11 protein-coding genes are annotated in these 17,990 nt (G+C 55.5%); 6 read left to right on the forward strand and 5 right to left on the reverse strand.

Annotated features, from left to right (window positions below; translation table 11 throughout):
* The first annotated feature begins 234 nt into the window (after positions 1-234).
* Positions 235-2,886: an outer membrane beta-barrel protein gene (locus VHE34_RS30065; RefSeq protein WP_325595097.1), complete on the forward strand. Its 2,652-nt coding sequence runs from the start codon at positions 235-237 to the stop codon at positions 2,884-2,886.
* Between the two features lie 63 nt (positions 2,887-2,949).
* Positions 2,950-3,801, forward strand: a complete 852-nt coding sequence (locus tag VHE34_RS30070; RefSeq protein ID WP_325595099.1) for an NAD(P)-dependent oxidoreductase — start codon at positions 2,950-2,952, stop codon at positions 3,799-3,801.
* A gap of 112 nt (positions 3,802-3,913) precedes the next feature.
* Here VHE34_RS30070 and VHE34_RS30075 read toward each other — a convergent pair whose 3' ends face one another.
* A complete protein-coding gene (locus VHE34_RS30075) occupies positions 3,914-4,714 on the reverse strand; it encodes a hypothetical protein (protein WP_325595101.1) in 801 nt (266 codons plus the stop codon).
* A 122-nt stretch (positions 4,715-4,836) separates the two neighbouring features.
* Here VHE34_RS30075 and VHE34_RS30080 point away from each other — a divergent pair, with 122 nt between their 5' ends.
* Together VHE34_RS30080 and VHE34_RS30085 are read left to right on the forward strand one after the other, a co-directional pair.
* Complete coding sequence (locus VHE34_RS30080) at positions 4,837-5,820, forward strand: NAD(P)-dependent oxidoreductase (RefSeq protein ID WP_325595103.1); 984 nt, start codon at positions 4,837-4,839, stop codon at positions 5,818-5,820.
* Between the two features lie 493 nt (positions 5,821-6,313).
* A complete protein-coding gene (locus VHE34_RS30085) occupies positions 6,314-7,378 on the forward strand; it encodes a serine hydrolase domain-containing protein (RefSeq protein ID WP_325595105.1) in 1,065 nt (354 codons plus the stop codon).
* Positions 7,379-7,449: 71 nt separating this feature from the next.
* On the opposite strand, the gene VHE34_RS30090 is transcribed toward VHE34_RS30085, so the two are convergent.
* From VHE34_RS30090 to VHE34_RS30100, 3 genes are all read right to left on the reverse strand, one after another.
* Positions 7,450-10,263, reverse strand: a complete 2,814-nt coding sequence (locus tag VHE34_RS30090; RefSeq protein WP_325595107.1) for a TonB-dependent receptor — start codon at positions 10,261-10,263, stop codon at positions 7,450-7,452.
* A 108-nt stretch (positions 10,264-10,371) separates the two neighbouring features.
* Positions 10,372-11,064: a response regulator transcription factor gene (locus tag VHE34_RS30095; RefSeq protein WP_325595109.1), complete on the reverse strand. Its 693-nt coding sequence runs from the start codon at positions 11,062-11,064 to the stop codon at positions 10,372-10,374.
* Positions 11,061-12,545, reverse strand: a complete 1,485-nt coding sequence (locus tag VHE34_RS30100) for a HAMP domain-containing sensor histidine kinase (protein ID WP_325595111.1) — start codon at positions 12,543-12,545, stop codon at positions 11,061-11,063. Before VHE34_RS30100 ends, VHE34_RS30095 begins: the two co-directional genes overlap by 4 nt.
* Positions 12,546-12,656: 111 nt before the next feature.
* On the opposite strand from VHE34_RS30100, the gene VHE34_RS30105 reads away from it, so the two are divergent.
* Positions 12,657-13,376: a GLPGLI family protein gene (locus tag VHE34_RS30105; RefSeq protein WP_325595113.1), complete on the forward strand. Its 720-nt coding sequence runs from the start codon at positions 12,657-12,659 to the stop codon at positions 13,374-13,376.
* A gap of 107 nt (positions 13,377-13,483) precedes the next feature.
* A complete protein-coding gene (locus tag VHE34_RS30110; protein WP_325595115.1) occupies positions 13,484-14,992 on the forward strand; it encodes a hypothetical protein in 1,509 nt (502 codons plus the stop codon).
* Here the strand turns inward: VHE34_RS30110 and VHE34_RS30115 are convergent.
* Positions 14,987-17,971: a serine/threonine protein kinase gene (locus tag VHE34_RS30115; protein WP_325595117.1), complete on the reverse strand. Its 2,985-nt coding sequence runs from the start codon at positions 17,969-17,971 to the stop codon at positions 14,987-14,989. The two genes, VHE34_RS30110 and VHE34_RS30115, sit on opposite strands and share 6 nt — an antisense overlap.
* Positions 17,972-17,990 lie beyond the last annotated feature (19 nt).

The following is a 17,990-nucleotide window of genomic DNA, read 5'->3' on the forward strand; positions in this document are numbered from 1 at the left end:
AAGACTGCGACGGATCAATAAAGATCCGTCGCAGTCTTCTTCAATATGTTACAAATAGAAAAGAATATTTGTTTATCTTTTTTTGCATCCCTCTCACGCGATTTTCGCATCAAAACCCGCCGATTTCGTTTGCCGACAGATTTATGCCGTTTACCGCGTTTTTTGCTCCGTTTGCAGTAATGCTATCGACAGAACCCGGCGCCGAAATTACCTTTGTGGTCTAAAATTACAATCGTGAGAAAATTAGTTGCTTTCCTTATCTTCTCCTTCCTCTTCGCTAACCTCTCGCAGGCGCAGCAACCCGGTGGAGGCGCCCCCGGCGCAAAACCCGGCGCTCCCGGCGGCAGACCCTCCGGTCCTCCTCCCGCCATCGGTCGCGCCTTCGGTAAAGTCACCGACTCCACCGGCCAGCCCATCGCAGCAACAGCCGTCGTGCTAAAGTCCACCGTCGATCCCACGACAAAAAAGAAAAAGCTCGTGCTCATAAAAGGAATGGACACCAAGGCAAATGGCGAATTCAACTTCGAAGATCTGCCGATCGTCCAACCCCTGGTAGTGCGGCTCTCCGCCACCGGTTACAAGTCGCAGGACGTAAGCTTTACGATCATCCCCGCCGCAGCGCAGACCACACCGGGACAGAGCAGCAATCCCTTCGGCGCTATGCCCTCCTTCGAAAAGGACTTAGGCTCTCTAAAATTACAAACCGATGTCGCGCAGCTCGCTGCCGCGACCGTAACAGCGAAGACGCCGCCAATGAAGCTCGAGCTCGATAAAAAAGTCTTCAACGTCTCACAGAACATCGTGAGCGCCGGCGGTACCGGCGTGGATGTCATGCGCAACGTTCCCTCCGTCAACGTCGACATCGACGGCAACCTGACCCTCCGCGGCGCAACGCCTACCATCTTCATCGACGGCCGGCCTACCACGCTGACCCTCGACGAGATCCCGGCCGACGCCATCGAAAGCGTCGAGGTTATGACCAACCCCTCCGCAAAATATGACGCCTCCGGCGGCGGCGCGGGGATCGTCAACATCGTCCTTAAAAAGAACAGGAAGCAAGGTTACAACGGCAGCATTTCCGCCGGCATGGACTCCCATGGCCAGCCCAATGCCCTCGTCGGTCTCAGCCTTCGCCAGAACAAAGTCAACTTCACGCTCAACGGCATGTACAACGGGATGAACCCGAAAACGATAGGATCGACCGATCGCTATACCATTCTCCATGACACCACCACCCATCTCCTCCAGTCCGACCTTCAGCGGACACACGGACACTTTATGTTTGGGCAGTTCGGGATGGACTGGTTCGTATCCAACAAGACCACCCTTTCCGCCTCCTATCTCCGCGTCGACGGTTCTTTCAAGCCCACCGATGCATCCAATATCAGGACTGTCATCCTTCCCCCGGGGAGCGATTCTTCGGTCATCTATTCCCTCCGCAGCGCCAACAACGATCGCGTCTTCCACGTCAACGGCGTACAGACAGGGATGAAGCACACATTCGATAAGAAAGGGGAGGAGTGGACCATCGACGGTTCGTTCTTCGACGTCAATTCTTCCTTATCCTCGCTCTATACAACGGACTATTATGCGGGCCAACCCGGTGGCAGCATCGCCTATACTACCCGGCAACTGCAGACCGGCACCGCCGCACCCCGATTCTACACCATCCAGACCGATTTTGTCGATCCGCTGGGAGAAAAAACCAAGATCGAGGCCGGTCTCCGGACCAGCATTCAGAAGCTGGCCAATGACAACAACACCTTCACCCTGGACGACAAAGGCGACCGGACCCTCAATACTCTTGGCATCAGCGACTACACCAGCACAAGCGACGTGTACGCGGCTTATGTCAATTTCACCAGCGCCATCGGCAGCTTCGGCTATGCCCTCGGCCTGCGTGGGGAGAGCTCCCGGTATACAGGCGATCTGCTGAATACCGGCCAGCATTTCCATAACTCGTATCCCACTGCGCTCTTCCCGTCGGTTTTCCTGAGTCAGAAGCTGAAACACAACCAGGAACTGCAGCTCAGTGTCACCCGTAAGATCAACCGTCCCGGTTTCTTCCAGCTGATACCTTTTACGGATTACTCCGATACGCTGAACATCACCCGCGGTAATCCCAACCTGGTGCCGGAATTCACGTACAACACCGAGTTCTCGTACATGAAGACCTTCCCGCACAACAACACCCTGTTGATCTCGGCTTATTATAAGAATACGACCAACCTCATCACGCGTTACCAGGACAGCGGTGTCAACCCGATCGGGCAGCCCGTGCTGATCAATACGTATGAGAACGCAAACAGCGCCTATACCGTCGGGGGTGAGATTACGTCTACGGATAATATCACCAGGTGGTGGGATATATCGCTCAACGTCAACGTGTATAATTCTCATATAAACACCGAGAACCTGCAGCAGGCTTCGCAGGCCGCCCTTTGGAGCTGGTTCGGTAAGTTCAACAGCAACTTCAAGATCCCGGGCAATTTCACGGTGCAGCTGACAGCGATCTATCAGTCGAAGACAAACCTGCCGGTAAACCTCAACAACAACCAGTTCGGCCCTCCCGGAAATGTCCAGCAGAGTTCGGCCCAGGGGTATATCAAACCCTACTATGGATTCGATCTCGCGGTCAAATACAGCTTCCTGAAACAGAACGCCGCCTCGATCACCGCCACCATGACCGATATCTTCCGCAATCGCTGGTCCGATCAGTACAGCAGCAGCCCCTTCTTCTCGCAGGAATACGATCGCCTGAAGGATCCCCAGTTGTTCCGCGTCGTTTTCGCCTATCGCTTCGGAAAGATGGACCTCAACCTCTTCAAGCGTAAGAGCATGAACGGCCAGGGCATGGGTGACGCCGGCTCAAGTATGCAACAATAGGAATGAAATCCATGGAAATAAAAAGGGCCCGCGAAAGCGGGCCTTACCATTTACCTTTGTCCTATGAATAATGTAAAATTAGGTTGGCTCGGACTGGGGACCATGGGTAGGCCGATGTCCCAACGCCACATCGATGCCGGTTATCAGGTCACTGCATACAATCGTAGCAAGGAAAAGGAGACGGCCCTCAAAGCCGCCGGCGCGTCCATTGCCGCCACTCCCGCGGACCTGATCCGTCAAACCGATATCGTCTTCCTCATGGTCTCCGACGACCAGGCCGTTCGCGACTGTTTCGACGGGGACAACGGCCTGCTGGCCGCCAACGCCACCGGTAAGCTCATCGTCAACATGAGCACTGTCTCACCCGGTATCAGCCGGGAATTGACAACCGCCTGCAAAAACCAGGGCAACGAATATCTCGATGCCCCCGTCAGCGGCAGTGTAAAACAAGCCCAGGAAGGCCAGCTGGTTATTATGGTCGGCGGATCAAAAGAGGGATACGAAAAAATAAACCCACTCCTCCAACCACTCGGCAAGCTCATCCTTCATCTCGGCGCCGCCGGCGCGGGAAATACGGTCAAGCTTGCGATCAATCTCCTCCTCAGCTTCCACACCCAGGGACTGGCCGAAGCAACCCTCTTCGCCAATCAACACGGGATCGGTACAGAAGACTTCATGAACATCATGAACAATGGAGCCATGGGGAATCCTTTCGCAAGGATAAAAGGCGAGGCCATCATCCAAAATAACTACAAACCCGCCTTTATGTTGAAGCACATGGTGAAGGACCTTGGACTAGCGCGCGCCGAAGGCTGGAAAACACCCATGGCCGAGCTGGCCTTTCAGTCCTTCCAAAAGGCACAGGCCCAATACGGGGACGAAGACCTCATCGCAATCAGAAAGTATTTGGAATAATTAGCGCCCCGCCCGCGAAGCCCGCCGCCAAAAACACGCCGCCCGCGAAGCCCGCCGCCAAAAACGCAATGCAGCCCTGCGGACCGCCCCCCTCCAAGGGCGGTCCGCCCCCTCAATTGGCGAACGCCCCTCGCTGCACGTGATACCCCCTCCATACCTGGGTTTGCCGGCAAACGGTAAAAGCCGCGCCACAGACTGCTAATGCGACAAACAGGCTGGACCATTCCGGTTCCATCGTCATCTTCCCGATTGCCCGCGGCGCATGAAGCAATAGAACCCAAAGCAGGAACATGACCCCTAAAAGCCCCGATGCCAGCGTAAGCTTCAGCCCGGTGAAAAGACTGAAGGCCGACAACAGAAAGGCCGCGATCACGACATAGGACAGGAACACATGTCCCGGCATCCAGGTGGGAATCAGCGTTTGTATATAGTCATTGTATTTGATGTGTAACACGGCGAAAACCACGAGGCCCACCGCAAACCAATATTGGCTCAGCGTACCCATCAGGTTCAACGGTTTCACCCATCGGGCATCGCCGGCTCCCGTATTGATGTAGTAGGCCGCAATGATAAAACCGCCGCTTCCCAGCATGAGCGCTTCGAAAGGCGGCGTCCAGAGGACCGGGTTCTTCAGATCACCCAACAGGATCGGCAAATGCAGCACCAGGAAGAAAACAAAAAAACAAGACCCCGCCAGCGCCGCGGCGAGCCACTTACGCCCCAGGAACAATATCCCTACCGCCGCCAGCAGGAAAAGGAGACTGCTCGCGATCATCAGGAAGGTTCGCAGCGGCACGCCCGCGGGCACAGGGAACAGCCCTGTCAGAAAGTTTTGGGTTACCAGCTGGTTGACGCCGAACCCGGCCACGGCTATCGCGTAGAAGACAGGTCCCAGTTCAGTTAGTTTCTTCATAGCGGTAATTTACCCCCCAAAGGCTCCGGTCCCCAAACAAGCCTTGTACATCTCCGTACAAGATCGTACAAGCCCGCCGCCTCCTAAAAAACCCTAACTTCGTCCCGGTACAACGAAAACCAATGAAAGCACTCGTCACCGGCAGCGCAGGCCATTTGGGGGAAGCCATGATCCGGACCCTCCGCGCCGCCAACCATCCCGTCCTCGGAATCGATATCCTCGAATCGCCTTATACCGATAAGGTCGGCACCATCGTCGACCGCGACTTCGTCCGCGAATGCATGAAGGGCGTCGACACCGTCTACCACACCGCCACCCTCCACAAGCCCCATGTAGCGACCCACACCCCCCAACAGTTCGTCGACACCAACATCTCCGGCACACTCAACCTCCTGCAGGAATCCGTCGCCGCCGGGGTCAAACGCTTTATCTTCACCAGCACCACCAGCGTCTTCGGTGATGCCCTGATCCCACCTGCCGGCTCCCCGGCCGAATGGATCACCGAAGACACCCGCCCGATCCCCAAGAATATATATGGAGTAACAAAAGAGGCCGCCGAGAACCTTTGCCGGCTGTACTATCGCAATTTCCGCCTTCCCTGCATCGTGCTGCGCACCTCCCGCTTCTTCCCCGAGGACGACGATAACAAAAAGATGCGGGATATTTACTCCAGCGACAATATCAAGGCCAACGAGTACCTTTTCCGGCGCGTGGACATCGAAGACACCGTCAGCTCCCTGCTGGCCGCGGCCGAAAAAGCCGAATCCATCGGTTTCGGGAAATATATCATCAGCGCTACGACCCCCTTCACGCCGGAAGACATGACCCTTCTTCGCACCGATGCCATAACCGTCGTCCGGCGCCTCTTCCCCGGCTACGAGGAAATATATGCCAAACTCGGCTGGAAAATGTTCCCCGCCATCGACCGCGTCTATGTCAACGCCCTGGCCCGCACTGAGCTCGGCTGGCAGCCCCGCCATGATTTTGCCGATCTTCTCGCCCGTCTTGCCGCCGGCGGCACGATCCGGAGCCCCCTTGCCCAGGCCATCGGCTGTAAGGGTTATCATGAAGAAGAATTTACCGAAGGTCCCTATCCCGTGCACTGATTCCCCCGAAATACCTGTGCACCCTTGGCATCATCGCTATCGCCGAAACCCTCACCGCTTGCCATCTCGTTTCCCATCGCCGGGAACCCTGACGCCGCTCCGTCAAAACAGGGTATCTCATCCTAATGGAACTTGGCTTAAATGAGTATCAAACCCGAAGGGAACTGGGCTGGCTGCGGCACATGGCCCTATGTATGTTAACTCAACTCTTTATCAATGCGGAGAAGTTGCGCCAAAAGACCTGCAACCGGCTCAAACTTTCCGCCGGCGATATTCTCCGAATCATCCGGCTAAATGCTGTATACCATGATAATCCAATTGAAAGTTTGTTTCGGTCGATCTTGCTGAAACAACCTTTCAGAAAGCATTCCTTTGAAAGTCTGTTTTATTTAAGAATTTGAAAAGGTCAGTTAACCCGAACGAATTAGCCTGTTGAAGTTAGCATTAACATTCTTTTATCACCGAACTGGAGATAAAAGCAATAATTTGTCGAATGAAGAACTTCTGCTTTACACTTGGTTGGATCATGATATCTTTATGGACACAAGCTCAATCCACCGCTTCCAAGATCGAAGACTACTTACACGTTAACCAAAAAGGGCATCCCTTTAACGGGACGGTGTTGGTAGTTTATAAAGGCAATATCCTGCTCAATAACGGATATGGATATAGGAATATGCGCTCAAAAAAGCCAGCAGATACATCGACAATCTATCGGATCGGTTCCCTTTCCAAGCCTTTCACTGCAACCGTTATAATGAAGCTGCTAGAGGAAGGGCGGCTAAGCCTGGAGGACAAGTTGTCTACCTATTTTCCCGGGTATCCGAAAGGTGATTCAATTACGATCGAAAACTTGCTAACCCATAGTTCCGGTATCAAGGATTATTTGGAAGTGAGATCGGTTCAGCAGCTTCCTGATTCAGCACCTCCGATATCAATGGAAACGCTAATTTCTTATTTCGAAGATGAACCGTCAGGGGAAAAGCCTGGGAAAAAGTTTGCTTATTCGAACTCAAATTATATCCTACTGGCGGCCATCGTAGAAAAAATTACCGGAAAAAAATTCGAGCAAGTGGTGAGGGAAATGATATTTACCCCTTTGCAGATGGATCACTCGGGATTTGATTTCTTGCACCTCGCAGACAGCAACAAATCAGCGGGCTACATCCGAGACAAACAAGGGCTCGTCGCTGTAAATGATTTTGATTCGACCTATGCTCCAGGCTGTGGATCGGTCTATACAACAGCAATGGACCTCTACAAGTTCTACCACGGGCTCTGCACCAACCGGCTAATTAACAGTCAGACCAGGGAAATCGCCTTTACTCCCCATCAATGGCTTTATGGCTATGGATGGTTCACCTATTCGTTATACAGCCGGAAATGCATTTCACATGCGGGAGGAGTTCCGGGTTTCATTTCCGACCTGGAATTTTACCCAGATGATGACCTTTGCATTGTTTTACTGAGTAATATATCAGAAGGGGATTTAGTTGGGCGGGCCGATAAAATCGCGTCCCTGGTCTTTCATATGCCGTACCAAAGCTCAGGATTATAAACAGCACAGAGCATGAGGCAATAATATGAGCACCTTATTGATATCAGTGATAGAATTGGCAATTAGAAACACTACTCCCCAACCCTCCTCACATTGATCACCGGCCCCCCCTTCGTCTTCAACCCCGCCTTATTCAAACTGTACGTAAAGCTCAACAGGAAATACCGCCGCAGCACATTATACTGCTCATCCACAATGCTTCCCTGGTTGACGCTTCGCGTGATCCCCGTATTCCGGTTCAGCAGGTCCATCACGCCGAACTTGACCTCCCCCCGGTCATGCTTCAGCATCGATTTGGCAACCGACGCATTCCACAAAGCGATCGTCGTATTATATCCTTCGGTACGCCCCGTATTGAAGAGGACATTGAACTCACTATGCACCGAGATCCCCCACGGCAGATACCCCGTGGCATTGACCCCGTAGTTCTGCCGCATGTAATGGGTGTTCAGCGCCGGCCGCAACGAATAGCTCCCCGTATTCAGCGACAGCGACGCCGTCAGCTGCACGTCGATTGCATTGTCCCTGCTATAGTCAAACGAAAACCGCGGACCCACCGTCGTCGAATGGATCAGGTTCCTTACCCCATTCAAAAAGGACACATTCCGTGCCTCCGTGAAAAAGCTGCCCACCTCCAGCCGGGAAAAGATCTTCCGCATCGGGAACCCCAGGTTCACATCAGCGATAAGATTCCGTACGCCATCCGTATTGACCGGAACGATCACCCTCGCACCGGAACCACCCACAGAATCGCTCTCCACGATCGCATTGGCCGAGGCATTGTAGCCGATCATTCCCATGAAATTGGTCCGCTTGCCGGGATTGGCGGAGAAAAAGGAAAGACCCACCCGGTGGGAATAGGTTCGCCGCAGACCGGGGTTTCCGATCCGGACATTCAATGGATCGCTCAGGTCCGCCACCGGCTGCAGCTGCACAACGCTGGGCTGGATCGTGCTCGTGTTATAATCCAGTTGGAACATTTTCGAATTATTGATGACATATTTGACGACGCCGACCGGCAACACGTCCGTAAACGCTTGCCGGATCGTCTTCCCCGCGGTATTGTCAGTCGCACGCAGCACGGCCGCCTGCAGGTTGGCCCCCGCGGTAAGCATCCACTTTCCGGGGTTGCTCCGAAAGCTGAGCCCTCCCCCCGAATACCGGTAATCGCTGCTGAAATCATTGCTAAGTTGAGTATTGAAACGATCGCGTTTGCCCGTCGCCGCATCCAGGTCAAAGGCCTCCTTGTTGCTGCTGCCGATGTTCGAATTGTAAAATCCGCTAAGCGCCACCAGGCTGCGCCGCCCGATGGGCTCGGTATAGGTGAGATTCCCGCCGATGCTCCGCGTAACGGCATCCCGTGAAGCGTATTGGTTGATCGCCGAATCGGTTACCCCTGCCCCCGGATAAAAGAAATTATCGGAGACCTGGGTTCCCGTACTGGTGCTGTGATTATACCCGACATTCAGGTCAAGGGATATCGTCCGCCCCTTCTTGGCTAGTTTCTTCCGCAGCAAGGCATCCGAAGTTAGATTGAAGGCTCCCGGCCGCGTCTCCGCCCGGTTGTTGCCATCGTTTAACATCGTTCCGTCGTTCAGCGCGCTGGCATAAGAAGACTGCTCGTTCTTATGGGTGTCCTGCCAGGTGAGGGACGGCGTCAGCCGCAGGGAGAACGAGCTGTCCATCTGTTGATCCAGTATAAGGTTCAGCCGTTGCTGATCGACGCTATGTGCCGTATGGCTACTGTCCGTCGTCGTATAAGAATTGCCCGGCAGGAGATTCTGCACCCGCGACTCCTTATCCGTCAAAAGCCGGATATGACTCATCGTATAGTTGGCATTGAGGTTCGTCCTTCCATTATCCCAGGTATTGTTGTAATTCAGTCCGCCCGCCGCCGTTGTCGCCACCCCCTGCTGATTCTGTCCCAGCCCGGTGACCGGTAGGCCGTCATTGCTGTTCGGGTCACCCATCTGCACCTGTACGCCACCACCGCCATTGCGCATCCCGCGCGCAAGCGCTCCCGTGAAATTCAATACATCCATCAACGTAAAGCCCTGCCGGTTGGTGTTATTGGCCATGCCCAGAAAGGATAACTGTTCATCACCCTTGAATTTATTGATATTCGTCTGCCCGTCAAACCGCCCCTCGCTTCCGCCCGACCCGGAGCCACCCGCACCACCACCAGCCATCAACTTTCCAAATAAGGCATTATTTCGTCCCTTCTTCAACTTCAAATTGATCGTCTTCTCACTATTCCCATCGTCCACCCCCGTAAAACTAGCCTGGTCACTCTTCCGGTCAAACACCTGCACCTTGTCTACCGCATCGGCATTGAGATTCTTCGTAGCCATCTTAACATCGCCCGTAAAGAACTCCTTCCCATTCACCAACACCCTCCGCACCGTCTGTCCGTTCACCTTGACCGTACCGTCGCTCTCGATCGTCACTCCAGGCATCTTCCGCAGCAGGTCCTCCACCACCGCGTTGGGCTGGGTCTTGAAATGCTCGCTATTAAACTCCAGTGTATCATTATTGATCTCCACCGGCGGACGCCGCGCTATCACCTGCACATCCTGCAATCCCACCGGTATCAGCACGATATCCCCAACGGCTCCAACCCCCGCCACCGACCTCCACACCGGCACAAACCCCGCATAAGACACCGACAACAAACAACGCCCATCAGGTATCCGGGTCAGCCGAAACCTCCCCGCACTGTCCGCCACCGTAAAGCCGACAAGTACGCTGTCGTCAGCTTTTACCAGGGAAACCGTCGCATACGCCAATCCCTTTCCCGCGACACTATCGATCACCCGTCCGGTGATCATTTGCGCAGAGGCATGAGAACAAACAATAAGAAGAAGGAGGAGCAATGCTTTGGACATGAGGTTTTGTTTTGTCCAAAACTAGCGATCGGCAAACCCAATTTCAGTTAACCAACCTGTGAGAAAGGTTAAGCCACGTTAATATCAAACCCGCCCGTCACATCCACGTCAGGGTATCACAAACCGGTAACCCACACCCTTTATCGTCAATATTTCCACCCGCTCATCCCCTTTGAGGTATCCCCGCAGCCGGGTGATATACACATCCAGGTTTCGGCTGTTTAGGAATGAATCATTTCCCCAGATTGCCTGCAGGATATCCTCCCTCGCGATCACCCGGTCCCGTTGCAACCACAACTGCTTCAATAGCTCGCTCTCCCGGTAGGACAGCTTTCGCTCTTCGCCTCCCCCCGTCAGCACCTGCCGGTTCGGATGAAAATGAAATGCCCCGATCACGAGGGTTTCGGGCAAAGCCGCCATAGGCGCCGGTTCCCTTCGCACCCGCAGGCAGTTCTCGATCCGCACGATCAACTCCTCCATGCTGAAGGGCTTGCGGATATAGTCGTTGCCGCCCGTCCGAAAACCCCGGACCAGGTCCTCCGTCTGGGTCTTGGCCGTAAGAAAGATAATGGGGATATCGTCATTTCGCGATCGGATCGCCTCCGCAAGCTCGAAGCCGTTGACATCGGGTAGCATCACATCCAGCACACAGATATCGGGCCTGCCGTTCTCAAAGGCCGTCAATACCCTCGCGCCATGAGTCTCCATCAGCACCTCGAACCCCCGGCTCTCGAGGGTCTCTTTTACGATCTTGCCCAGAAAGATCTCGTCCTCGGCGTATAATACTTTGATCCTGCTCATTCCGCCGGTAATTGAATGATGAATGTGCTTCCCTTCCCCTCCCGGCTGTCCACCGTGATCCGCCCTTCATGCCGGGTGACGATATGATGCACATAGCTGAGCCCAAGACCGTACCCCTTAATCGTGTGGACATCGTTCGACGGAACGCGAAAGAACTTCTCGAAGATCTTCTCCCGATATGCCGCGGGAATGCCGATCCCGTTATCCGCCACCGAAAGCAGGACTGCCCCGCCTTCCCGGGATAAATTGATCGTCAGCGCCGGATGCTCCCGGCTATACTTCAGCGCATTGTCGAGAAGGTTGCTGATCACGCTCGCCAGGTGCATCCGGTCCGCCCGGACAAAAAGCCCTACGCCGGTACAGCTCAGCTGGACCACGGCACCGGCCTTCTCCATCGGCAGCCGCATGCTGGCCATCACTTCTGCCGTCAGTGCCGGCAGATCTATCCGCTCGGGCTTCAGTTCGATCTGCTTATTCTCGAAGAGCGACAGCTTCAGCACCTTATCCACCAGCAACGACAGCCGCTGCAGCTCCAGCGCCGAGATGTCCAGGTATTCCCTTGTTTTTTGCGGGTCCTCCAGCGCCCCAAAATGCCGCAACGCCTCCACGGCAACGGTAACGGTCGAGATCGGGGTCTTCAGCTCGTGGGTCATATTGCTGATAAATTCGTTCTTGATAGCCGCGATCTGTCGCTGTTGCACCAGGTTCCTATAGAGGAAGAGGAGGGACAACGCCGTAAAAGCCAGCAGCAGAACGCTCATCCCGATCGGCAGCCGCAGTTTCCCGACGATATATCCAAGGGGATTGGAAAAGCTGGCCCGATAGCCGACGGCATTCGACAACCCGATGGACACAAACGCCGTCTTTAGTTCATGTTTCAGCGGCTGGTTCATTTCTTCGGTGTCTTTACCCGCGATCCGTTGCAGCGTAAAAGGCACCGGGATACCTGCCTTTAACAAAACCCGCTTGTAGGCTGTATCCATTTCCCCCATCGTAAGCGGCCGGGCGTTCGAATCGCTGTTGGACACATATCGGACGATCACGGGATGGCCATCGTCGGCGGGATGACCGATCCGGCGAATCATATCCAGCGGAAGACTGTCATGTCTCAGATCGGTCCGGAAAGTAATGGCCATCCGGCGTTCAGGACGATCCTTCGATAGCAACGAGTCCTTCGGAGCCGCCTGAAAGCTGTCCCGGATCAAGGTCTTCATGCTGTCCAGCACATTGAGCATAAAAAGGTTGTCTTCCTTTCTGCCGGCAAAATGGGTATCCTGCACTATCAGCTTGCCCTTGTGAAATCGCTGTAGCTGCAAATCGTACATCGCATCGCGAAAGGCCACATCCGTTTCCCTTCGCAGCGTATTCCATTCTTCCGAATACAGCTTCAGGATCCAGTACCCCTGGAACGCCGCAACCCCCGCGATCGTTACGATCATCAGCAGTGCGGCCAGCCTCAATTTCCCTGACGGCTTCATCATCCAATAAAAATAAACCCAAATTCGGTGAAAACACACCTATTAACCTTAATTAACCTTATATCCAGTTTGATTAACCGGGTCCCGGGATAAATTTGGAACAAAGCAACGAACATGAAAAAAGCCGTTCTCATTCTTCTGCTGCCCGTCGGCCTTTCGGCCCAGACCCGGCAGGGCGTTATCGTATTTGAAAGAAAGGTAGACGTCCATCGCACGATCAAGGACGAACAGATGAAAGCCATGGTCCCACAGTTCCAGACAGGGGCATATGAAGTTTTGTTCAGGGACAGTATCGCCGTTTATAAGGCCATGCCAAAGGATGAGGCTCCCGATCCCTTCGACAACAATGCCGGCGGGAATCACTTCGTCCTCCGTTTTGGAGGAAGTGGTGACGGCGTTCTCTATCGGAATTACAGCAGCGGCCGGGTACTCGAAGAGGCCACACTCGCCGAGACGAAGTATATCATCGCCGATACCCTTCGCCAACTGCCCTGGAAACTATCCGATGAAACGGCCTCCATCCTCGGGCATCCCTGTAAAAAGGCAACCACCACTACGACCCGCGGCGCCAGGGTGATCGCATGGTATGCCGGCGATATCCCCGTGCCCGTCGGTCCCGAACAGTTCAACGGCCTCCCCGGCGCCATCTTGAAATTGGATGTCGACGACGGGATCATCGTCTTCAGCGCAAAAGAGATAAAGGATAAGGTCGACAGCCGCGACCTCAAAGCCCCCGACAAGGGCCGCCTCATCACCCGAGCCGACTACCAGAAGAAAATGGACGAAGTCCTCGGCCCCCCCGACGCCCAGGGCCGCCGGATCATCCGCAATTAGTGGCAGCCGCAACCAGGGATGACGCAACAAACGCTCCCGCAACAAACGCTCCCGCAATAAATATCCAAAAACCGCCGCCCGGCCCCAAAATTGCAGCTCAATGCAGCATGCGGCAACTCCTTATACCCCTTTCGCTGGCCGGCCTCCTGGCAATTCCCCGGCCCGCCCGGGCCCAGCACGCCTTTGACGACCTCCCGATCGACGACCCTTCCAAACGCTCGATCCTTGCCAAAGGCGAAGACCCCGCAAAAAAGATCCGGGACAACATCTTCATCGTCGCAAGCGTCGACCACCCCGAGTGCTACCAGGGCCAACAGATCCGGCTTACCTATAAGCTCTACACCGCCTTGCAAAGCACCACCACGATAACGGCAAAACCTATCTTTAACGGTTTCGTTATAAACCAACGCCGCCCCAACGAGACCCCGCTCCCCGAAAAAACCGTCGATGGTCGCCGCTACCATGGTTTTGCAGTCTGGGAAGCCCTTCTCACCCCGCTGCAACCCGGAGAATACACCATCGATCCCCTGAAGACCGGCAATGACGTCAGCTATTCTACGCCCGATGGCAGGACCGCCCACTATTCCGGCGTCGTCGCCAGCCGCCTGACCACCATCCATGTGCTTCCCCTGCCCGCCATCGATCGGCCGCCGGCCTTCAGCGGCCTCGTCGGGAAATGGCAGATCCAAAGCCGGCTCGCTGCCCCCCACACCGATTCCTCCGGGAACGACACCCTGCTCGTCGAGATCACCGGCTCCGGTAGTTTCCAGAACCTAACGGCCCCTTACATGCGCTGGCCGGCCGGCTTTCGTCATATGGAACCCATCCAACGCTGGGAGATCACCGACACCACCACCCCACAATCCGGCCGGACCATCATCGCCATCCCCTTCACCGCTTCCATCCCTGGCCAGTATTCCCTGCCACCCATGGAGCTTGCCTGGTTCGACCCCGTCGCGGAAAGATATCATACAAAGCGCACCGACAGCCTGATCGTGCACGTCTTATCAGCCCCGGCGCCACCACCATCAGCTTCTGTCGCAGTGAAAAACCCTAAAACCCCGGCAACCCAACAAGCACCGCTACTCAAATTCCTGATTCCCCTCATTCTCGTTGTCATTGCAGGTGTCATTTTCGTCGTCCGCCGCCGCCGTACGTCGCCGCCAGGAGTCTCCGCGGAAATGACACCCGCAGCAAATCCTCCCTCGGCAACCCAGCCTGTCACAAACGCCCCGATCGGCAACGCCCCCGTCACAAACGCCCCGATCCCCGACGTCCCGATCATAAACGCACCCAAACCCAACCAACCCGCCGTAAGCGAAGAGCCCCCAACACCGCTCTCTCTGCAGCAAGATCTCACCAAAGAAGACCTTGCCCTCGCCGACATAAAGCAAACCCTCATCCGTTTCCTCCAGTCCTGCCTGCAAACCGACAGCTGGGCAGAAGAAGACATTCTCAATATCCTCCAACAAAAAGACCCTTCCCTCGCGGGGAAGGCCCGGTCTCTATTAGATGAATGTAATCAATTGCTGTATTCGCCCCTCAGTCCCGAACCCAGCGTCCTCGCCAGGCTCAACCGCCGGCTGGAAGCGATCGTCGGGCAAAAGCCGCTATAGCGGTATCGTATACTTGCCCACCTGGTTGAGATTCTCCTCCTGCACCACGAGCCGCCCGGTATAAACAGCCGAAGGATTGCTCGTGTTCGTAGCCTGGATGATATAGTTGCCCGGGGAAAGATATACCTTCATGGTCTTCCCGCTCTCGAGCACCCCGTATGGTACGTTATTGATATTGATCGAACAGGTCGCCGGAGTGGTCAGCAACAGCACATACTTCGTCAACTCCGTCCCCCCTGAATTCGTCTCCTTGGGTTTCGCCGTCGTAGTCGTTCCCGCTGTATTCGAACCCGTGCTCGCCGGATTGGAGCCCGTGGCTGCAGGATTCGTTCCAGTCAACGCAGTCGAATCCTCGGAACCCGTCGTCCCCGCACCCAGTCCACTCGTCTCATCCGTCTCGGTCGCCACCCGCTCCTTCTTTTTCCGCGGCTTCTTCTCCGCAACATCGGGGGCAGCGACAACCGCGTTGCTCTTTATCTTCGAGGAATCGACGGCAGCCGCGGCCGTATTAGGCGCCGGCGCCGCACTCGCCGGCGTTGCGCCGGAAACAATATTCGTTGAATCGGTCTTGAGTGTAGAATAACCGAACGCCGCTTTCAGTCGATCTCTCTCCATAAAGGCATAAAGACCCACCGCCACCAACAGCACCACCGCGGCAATGGCGGCGATTCGCCATCTCCTCGGCCGCTCCACCCGCGATAGCGGAACATAAGGCTCTTCGGGCTTCGCTTCCGCAACCTCCTGCTCAACCCATGCCGGCCAAACGATCTCCGACGTCTGGTCTGTTTTTAGTTCAGGTTCCGGCAATGTCACATCGGGTGCAGCCTGGACAGGAACAACTTCGGCGGGAACGGCCTCAACAGCAGCAACCTCGATCGGTATCGGCGCCGCAGGCGCCACCACAGGCGCCGCCACAACGACCGGCCGATGCAACAACTCGATCAACTCCTCAGCCCTTTGCACCCGCTGCCGCGCATCCTTCACCACACATCTCCGCACAATCTCCAAAAAAGGCTGCGGCAACTCATTGATCTTCTCCGGCAACTCCGGCGCCATGATATTCGTCATTATCTGCTCGCTCGTCTCACCCTCACTGTTCTTGAACAGCACCTTCCCCGTAATGATCTCATAGATCGTCACCCCCAGCGACCATAGGTCGAGATTATACCCGATCTTCTCGTCAACCCCATATTTTTTGACATTCAGTTGCTCAGGCGCCATATAGGGAATCGACACCACCAGCGCCGAGGAGCTATGGTGATTGATCGAATCCGACAACTTGCTGATCCCAAAGTCCGTGATCTTAGCCACCGGTCCGTCATAGGCCTCCTTGATCAGGATATTCGCCGGCTTGATGTCCCGGTGAATGATCCCGTTCTTATGCAGGTATTCCAACCCTTTCAACACATCCGTCAACAGCTTCTTCAGCACCTCGTCCGTCGGATGCGCCGCATAATATTCGTGCAGGTTACCCCCATCCAGCAGCTCCATCACACAGGTCTGCATCACCTCCTTTTCTCCAAACGCATTCTCTTTCTCCATCTCCTCGATATCCAGGTAGCGGCAGATATTGGGATGGTCCAGGTTGATCACCCGGCGGATCTCCGCAAAGGGGCTATACCGGTCCGTCGAATCCCCGCTCTTATACAACTTCAGCGCCACCCACCGGTCCAGCTTCCGGTCCAGCGCCTTATAGACCCTCGAAAATCCACCCTTACCGATAAATCCGGTCCGGGGATTATATTCATACCGATTGAACAGCACATGAGGCTCGTCCACCCGGTTCGTAGTAGCCACATCACCCCCACCCGGCGCCGCCGCACCGACAGCCGCCTCACCCGGCGCCGCCGCACCGACAGCCGCCGCCGCACCCGGCGCCGCCGCCAACCTCGCCGCCGCAAAAGTCTCCGCCGGCGACTTAGCCTTAGCCCCCGCCTCCTTCATCGCCGCCAACGCCGCCGCAGCGGAGGCCTCCGACGCCAGGCCGCCCACCTGCTCCCCCTTCACCACTCTCGCCACCATCGCCCTCACCACCGACTCGGTATACTCCGCCGCCTCCCGCTCCTCCTCCGCCTCTTCCCTCGCCATCGCCGGCAACACCACCGTCTCATAGACATCATCCTGTGTAGTTATCGGCTGCGACAACAACTCCAGCAGCTCCCGCGTATTCTGCACCCGGTCATCCGCATGTTTCGCCAGGCAACGCGCAACCACCCGGTCGAACGGCGGCGGTAACCGCTTTATCTTCTCCGGTAGTGTCGGCGCCAATATATTCTGGATCACCTGCTCCCGGCTGTCATCAGGATTATTTTTGAAAAGAATATCGTTATTCGTCAGCGCCTCGTAAATAACCAACCCCATCGCCCAGAAATCTATCTGGTAGCTCACCTTCCCATTGACACCGTATTTCCGGGGATTGAATTGCTCGGGAGCCATATGGGTCACCTCCACAACGACCGACGAAAGCCGCGCATCCCGCAGCGCCGCTTTACCCGACCCCAATCCAAAGTCCGTGATCTTCACCACCGGTCCCTGCGTCGTCTCCCCTACAAGCAGGTTCGACGGCTTCAGCCGCCGGTGAACGATCCCCTTCGAATGCAGGTAAGCCAGGCCCCGAAGGATATCCGTCACCATCCGCCGCAACAGCTCAACGTCCTTCCGCTCCCGGTAATAGGTGCCGAAATCCCCGTCCGGCACGAGCTCCATCACACAGACCTGCGTCCGCTCCTTCTCCCCCAACGGCCCGTCCTTTTCGACGTCTTCAATATGCAGATAACGGCAGATATTGGGATGATCCATGGCGATGAACTTCTTCACGTTCACCAGGCCGACCTTGTCCAGTGGATCGCTACCCCGGTAGATCTTCAGCGCCACAGGCAGATAGATCTGCTTGTCGAGCGCCTTGTATACCCGCGTAAGCTGCCCCCTGCCGATAAGATCGGTGGAAGGTTGATACTGGTACCGGTTGAATAATAACATGACTATTGTTTTAAGGCTG

Source organism: Puia sp. (assembly GCF_035546395.1).
In the GTDB taxonomy this organism is placed as follows: domain Bacteria; phylum Bacteroidota; class Bacteroidia; order Chitinophagales; family Chitinophagaceae; genus Puia.

Excerpts from the sequence above, each read along its gene's own strand:
- VHE34_RS30110 (WP_325595115.1), top strand. The coding sequence starts at position 13,484 with ATGCGGCAACTCCTTATACCCCTTTCGCTGGCCGGCCTCCTGGCAATT.
- VHE34_RS30080 (WP_325595103.1), top strand. The coding sequence starts at position 4,837 with ATGAAAGCACTCGTCACCGGCAGCGCAGGCCATTTGGGGGAAGCCATG.
- VHE34_RS30085 (WP_325595105.1), top strand. The coding sequence starts at position 6,314 with ATGAAGAACTTCTGCTTTACACTTGGTTGGATCATGATATCTTTATGG.
- VHE34_RS30070 (WP_325595099.1), top strand. The coding sequence starts at position 2,950 with ATGAATAATGTAAAATTAGGTTGGCTCGGACTGGGGACCATGGGTAGG.
- VHE34_RS30115 (WP_325595117.1), bottom strand. The coding sequence starts at position 17,971 with ATGTTATTATTCAACCGGTACCAGTATCAACCTTCCACCGATCTTATC.
- VHE34_RS30075 (WP_325595101.1), bottom strand. The coding sequence starts at position 4,714 with ATGAAGAAACTAACTGAACTGGGACCTGTCTTCTACGCGATAGCCGTG.
- VHE34_RS30090 (WP_325595107.1), bottom strand. The coding sequence starts at position 10,263 with ATGTCCAAAGCATTGCTCCTCCTTCTTCTTATTGTTTGTTCTCATGCC.
- VHE34_RS30105 (WP_325595113.1), top strand. The coding sequence starts at position 12,657 with ATGAAAAAAGCCGTTCTCATTCTTCTGCTGCCCGTCGGCCTTTCGGCC.
- VHE34_RS30100 (WP_325595111.1), bottom strand. The coding sequence starts at position 12,545 with ATGATGAAGCCGTCAGGGAAATTGAGGCTGGCCGCACTGCTGATGATC.
- VHE34_RS30095 (WP_325595109.1), bottom strand. The coding sequence starts at position 11,064 with ATGAGCAGGATCAAAGTATTATACGCCGAGGACGAGATCTTTCTGGGC.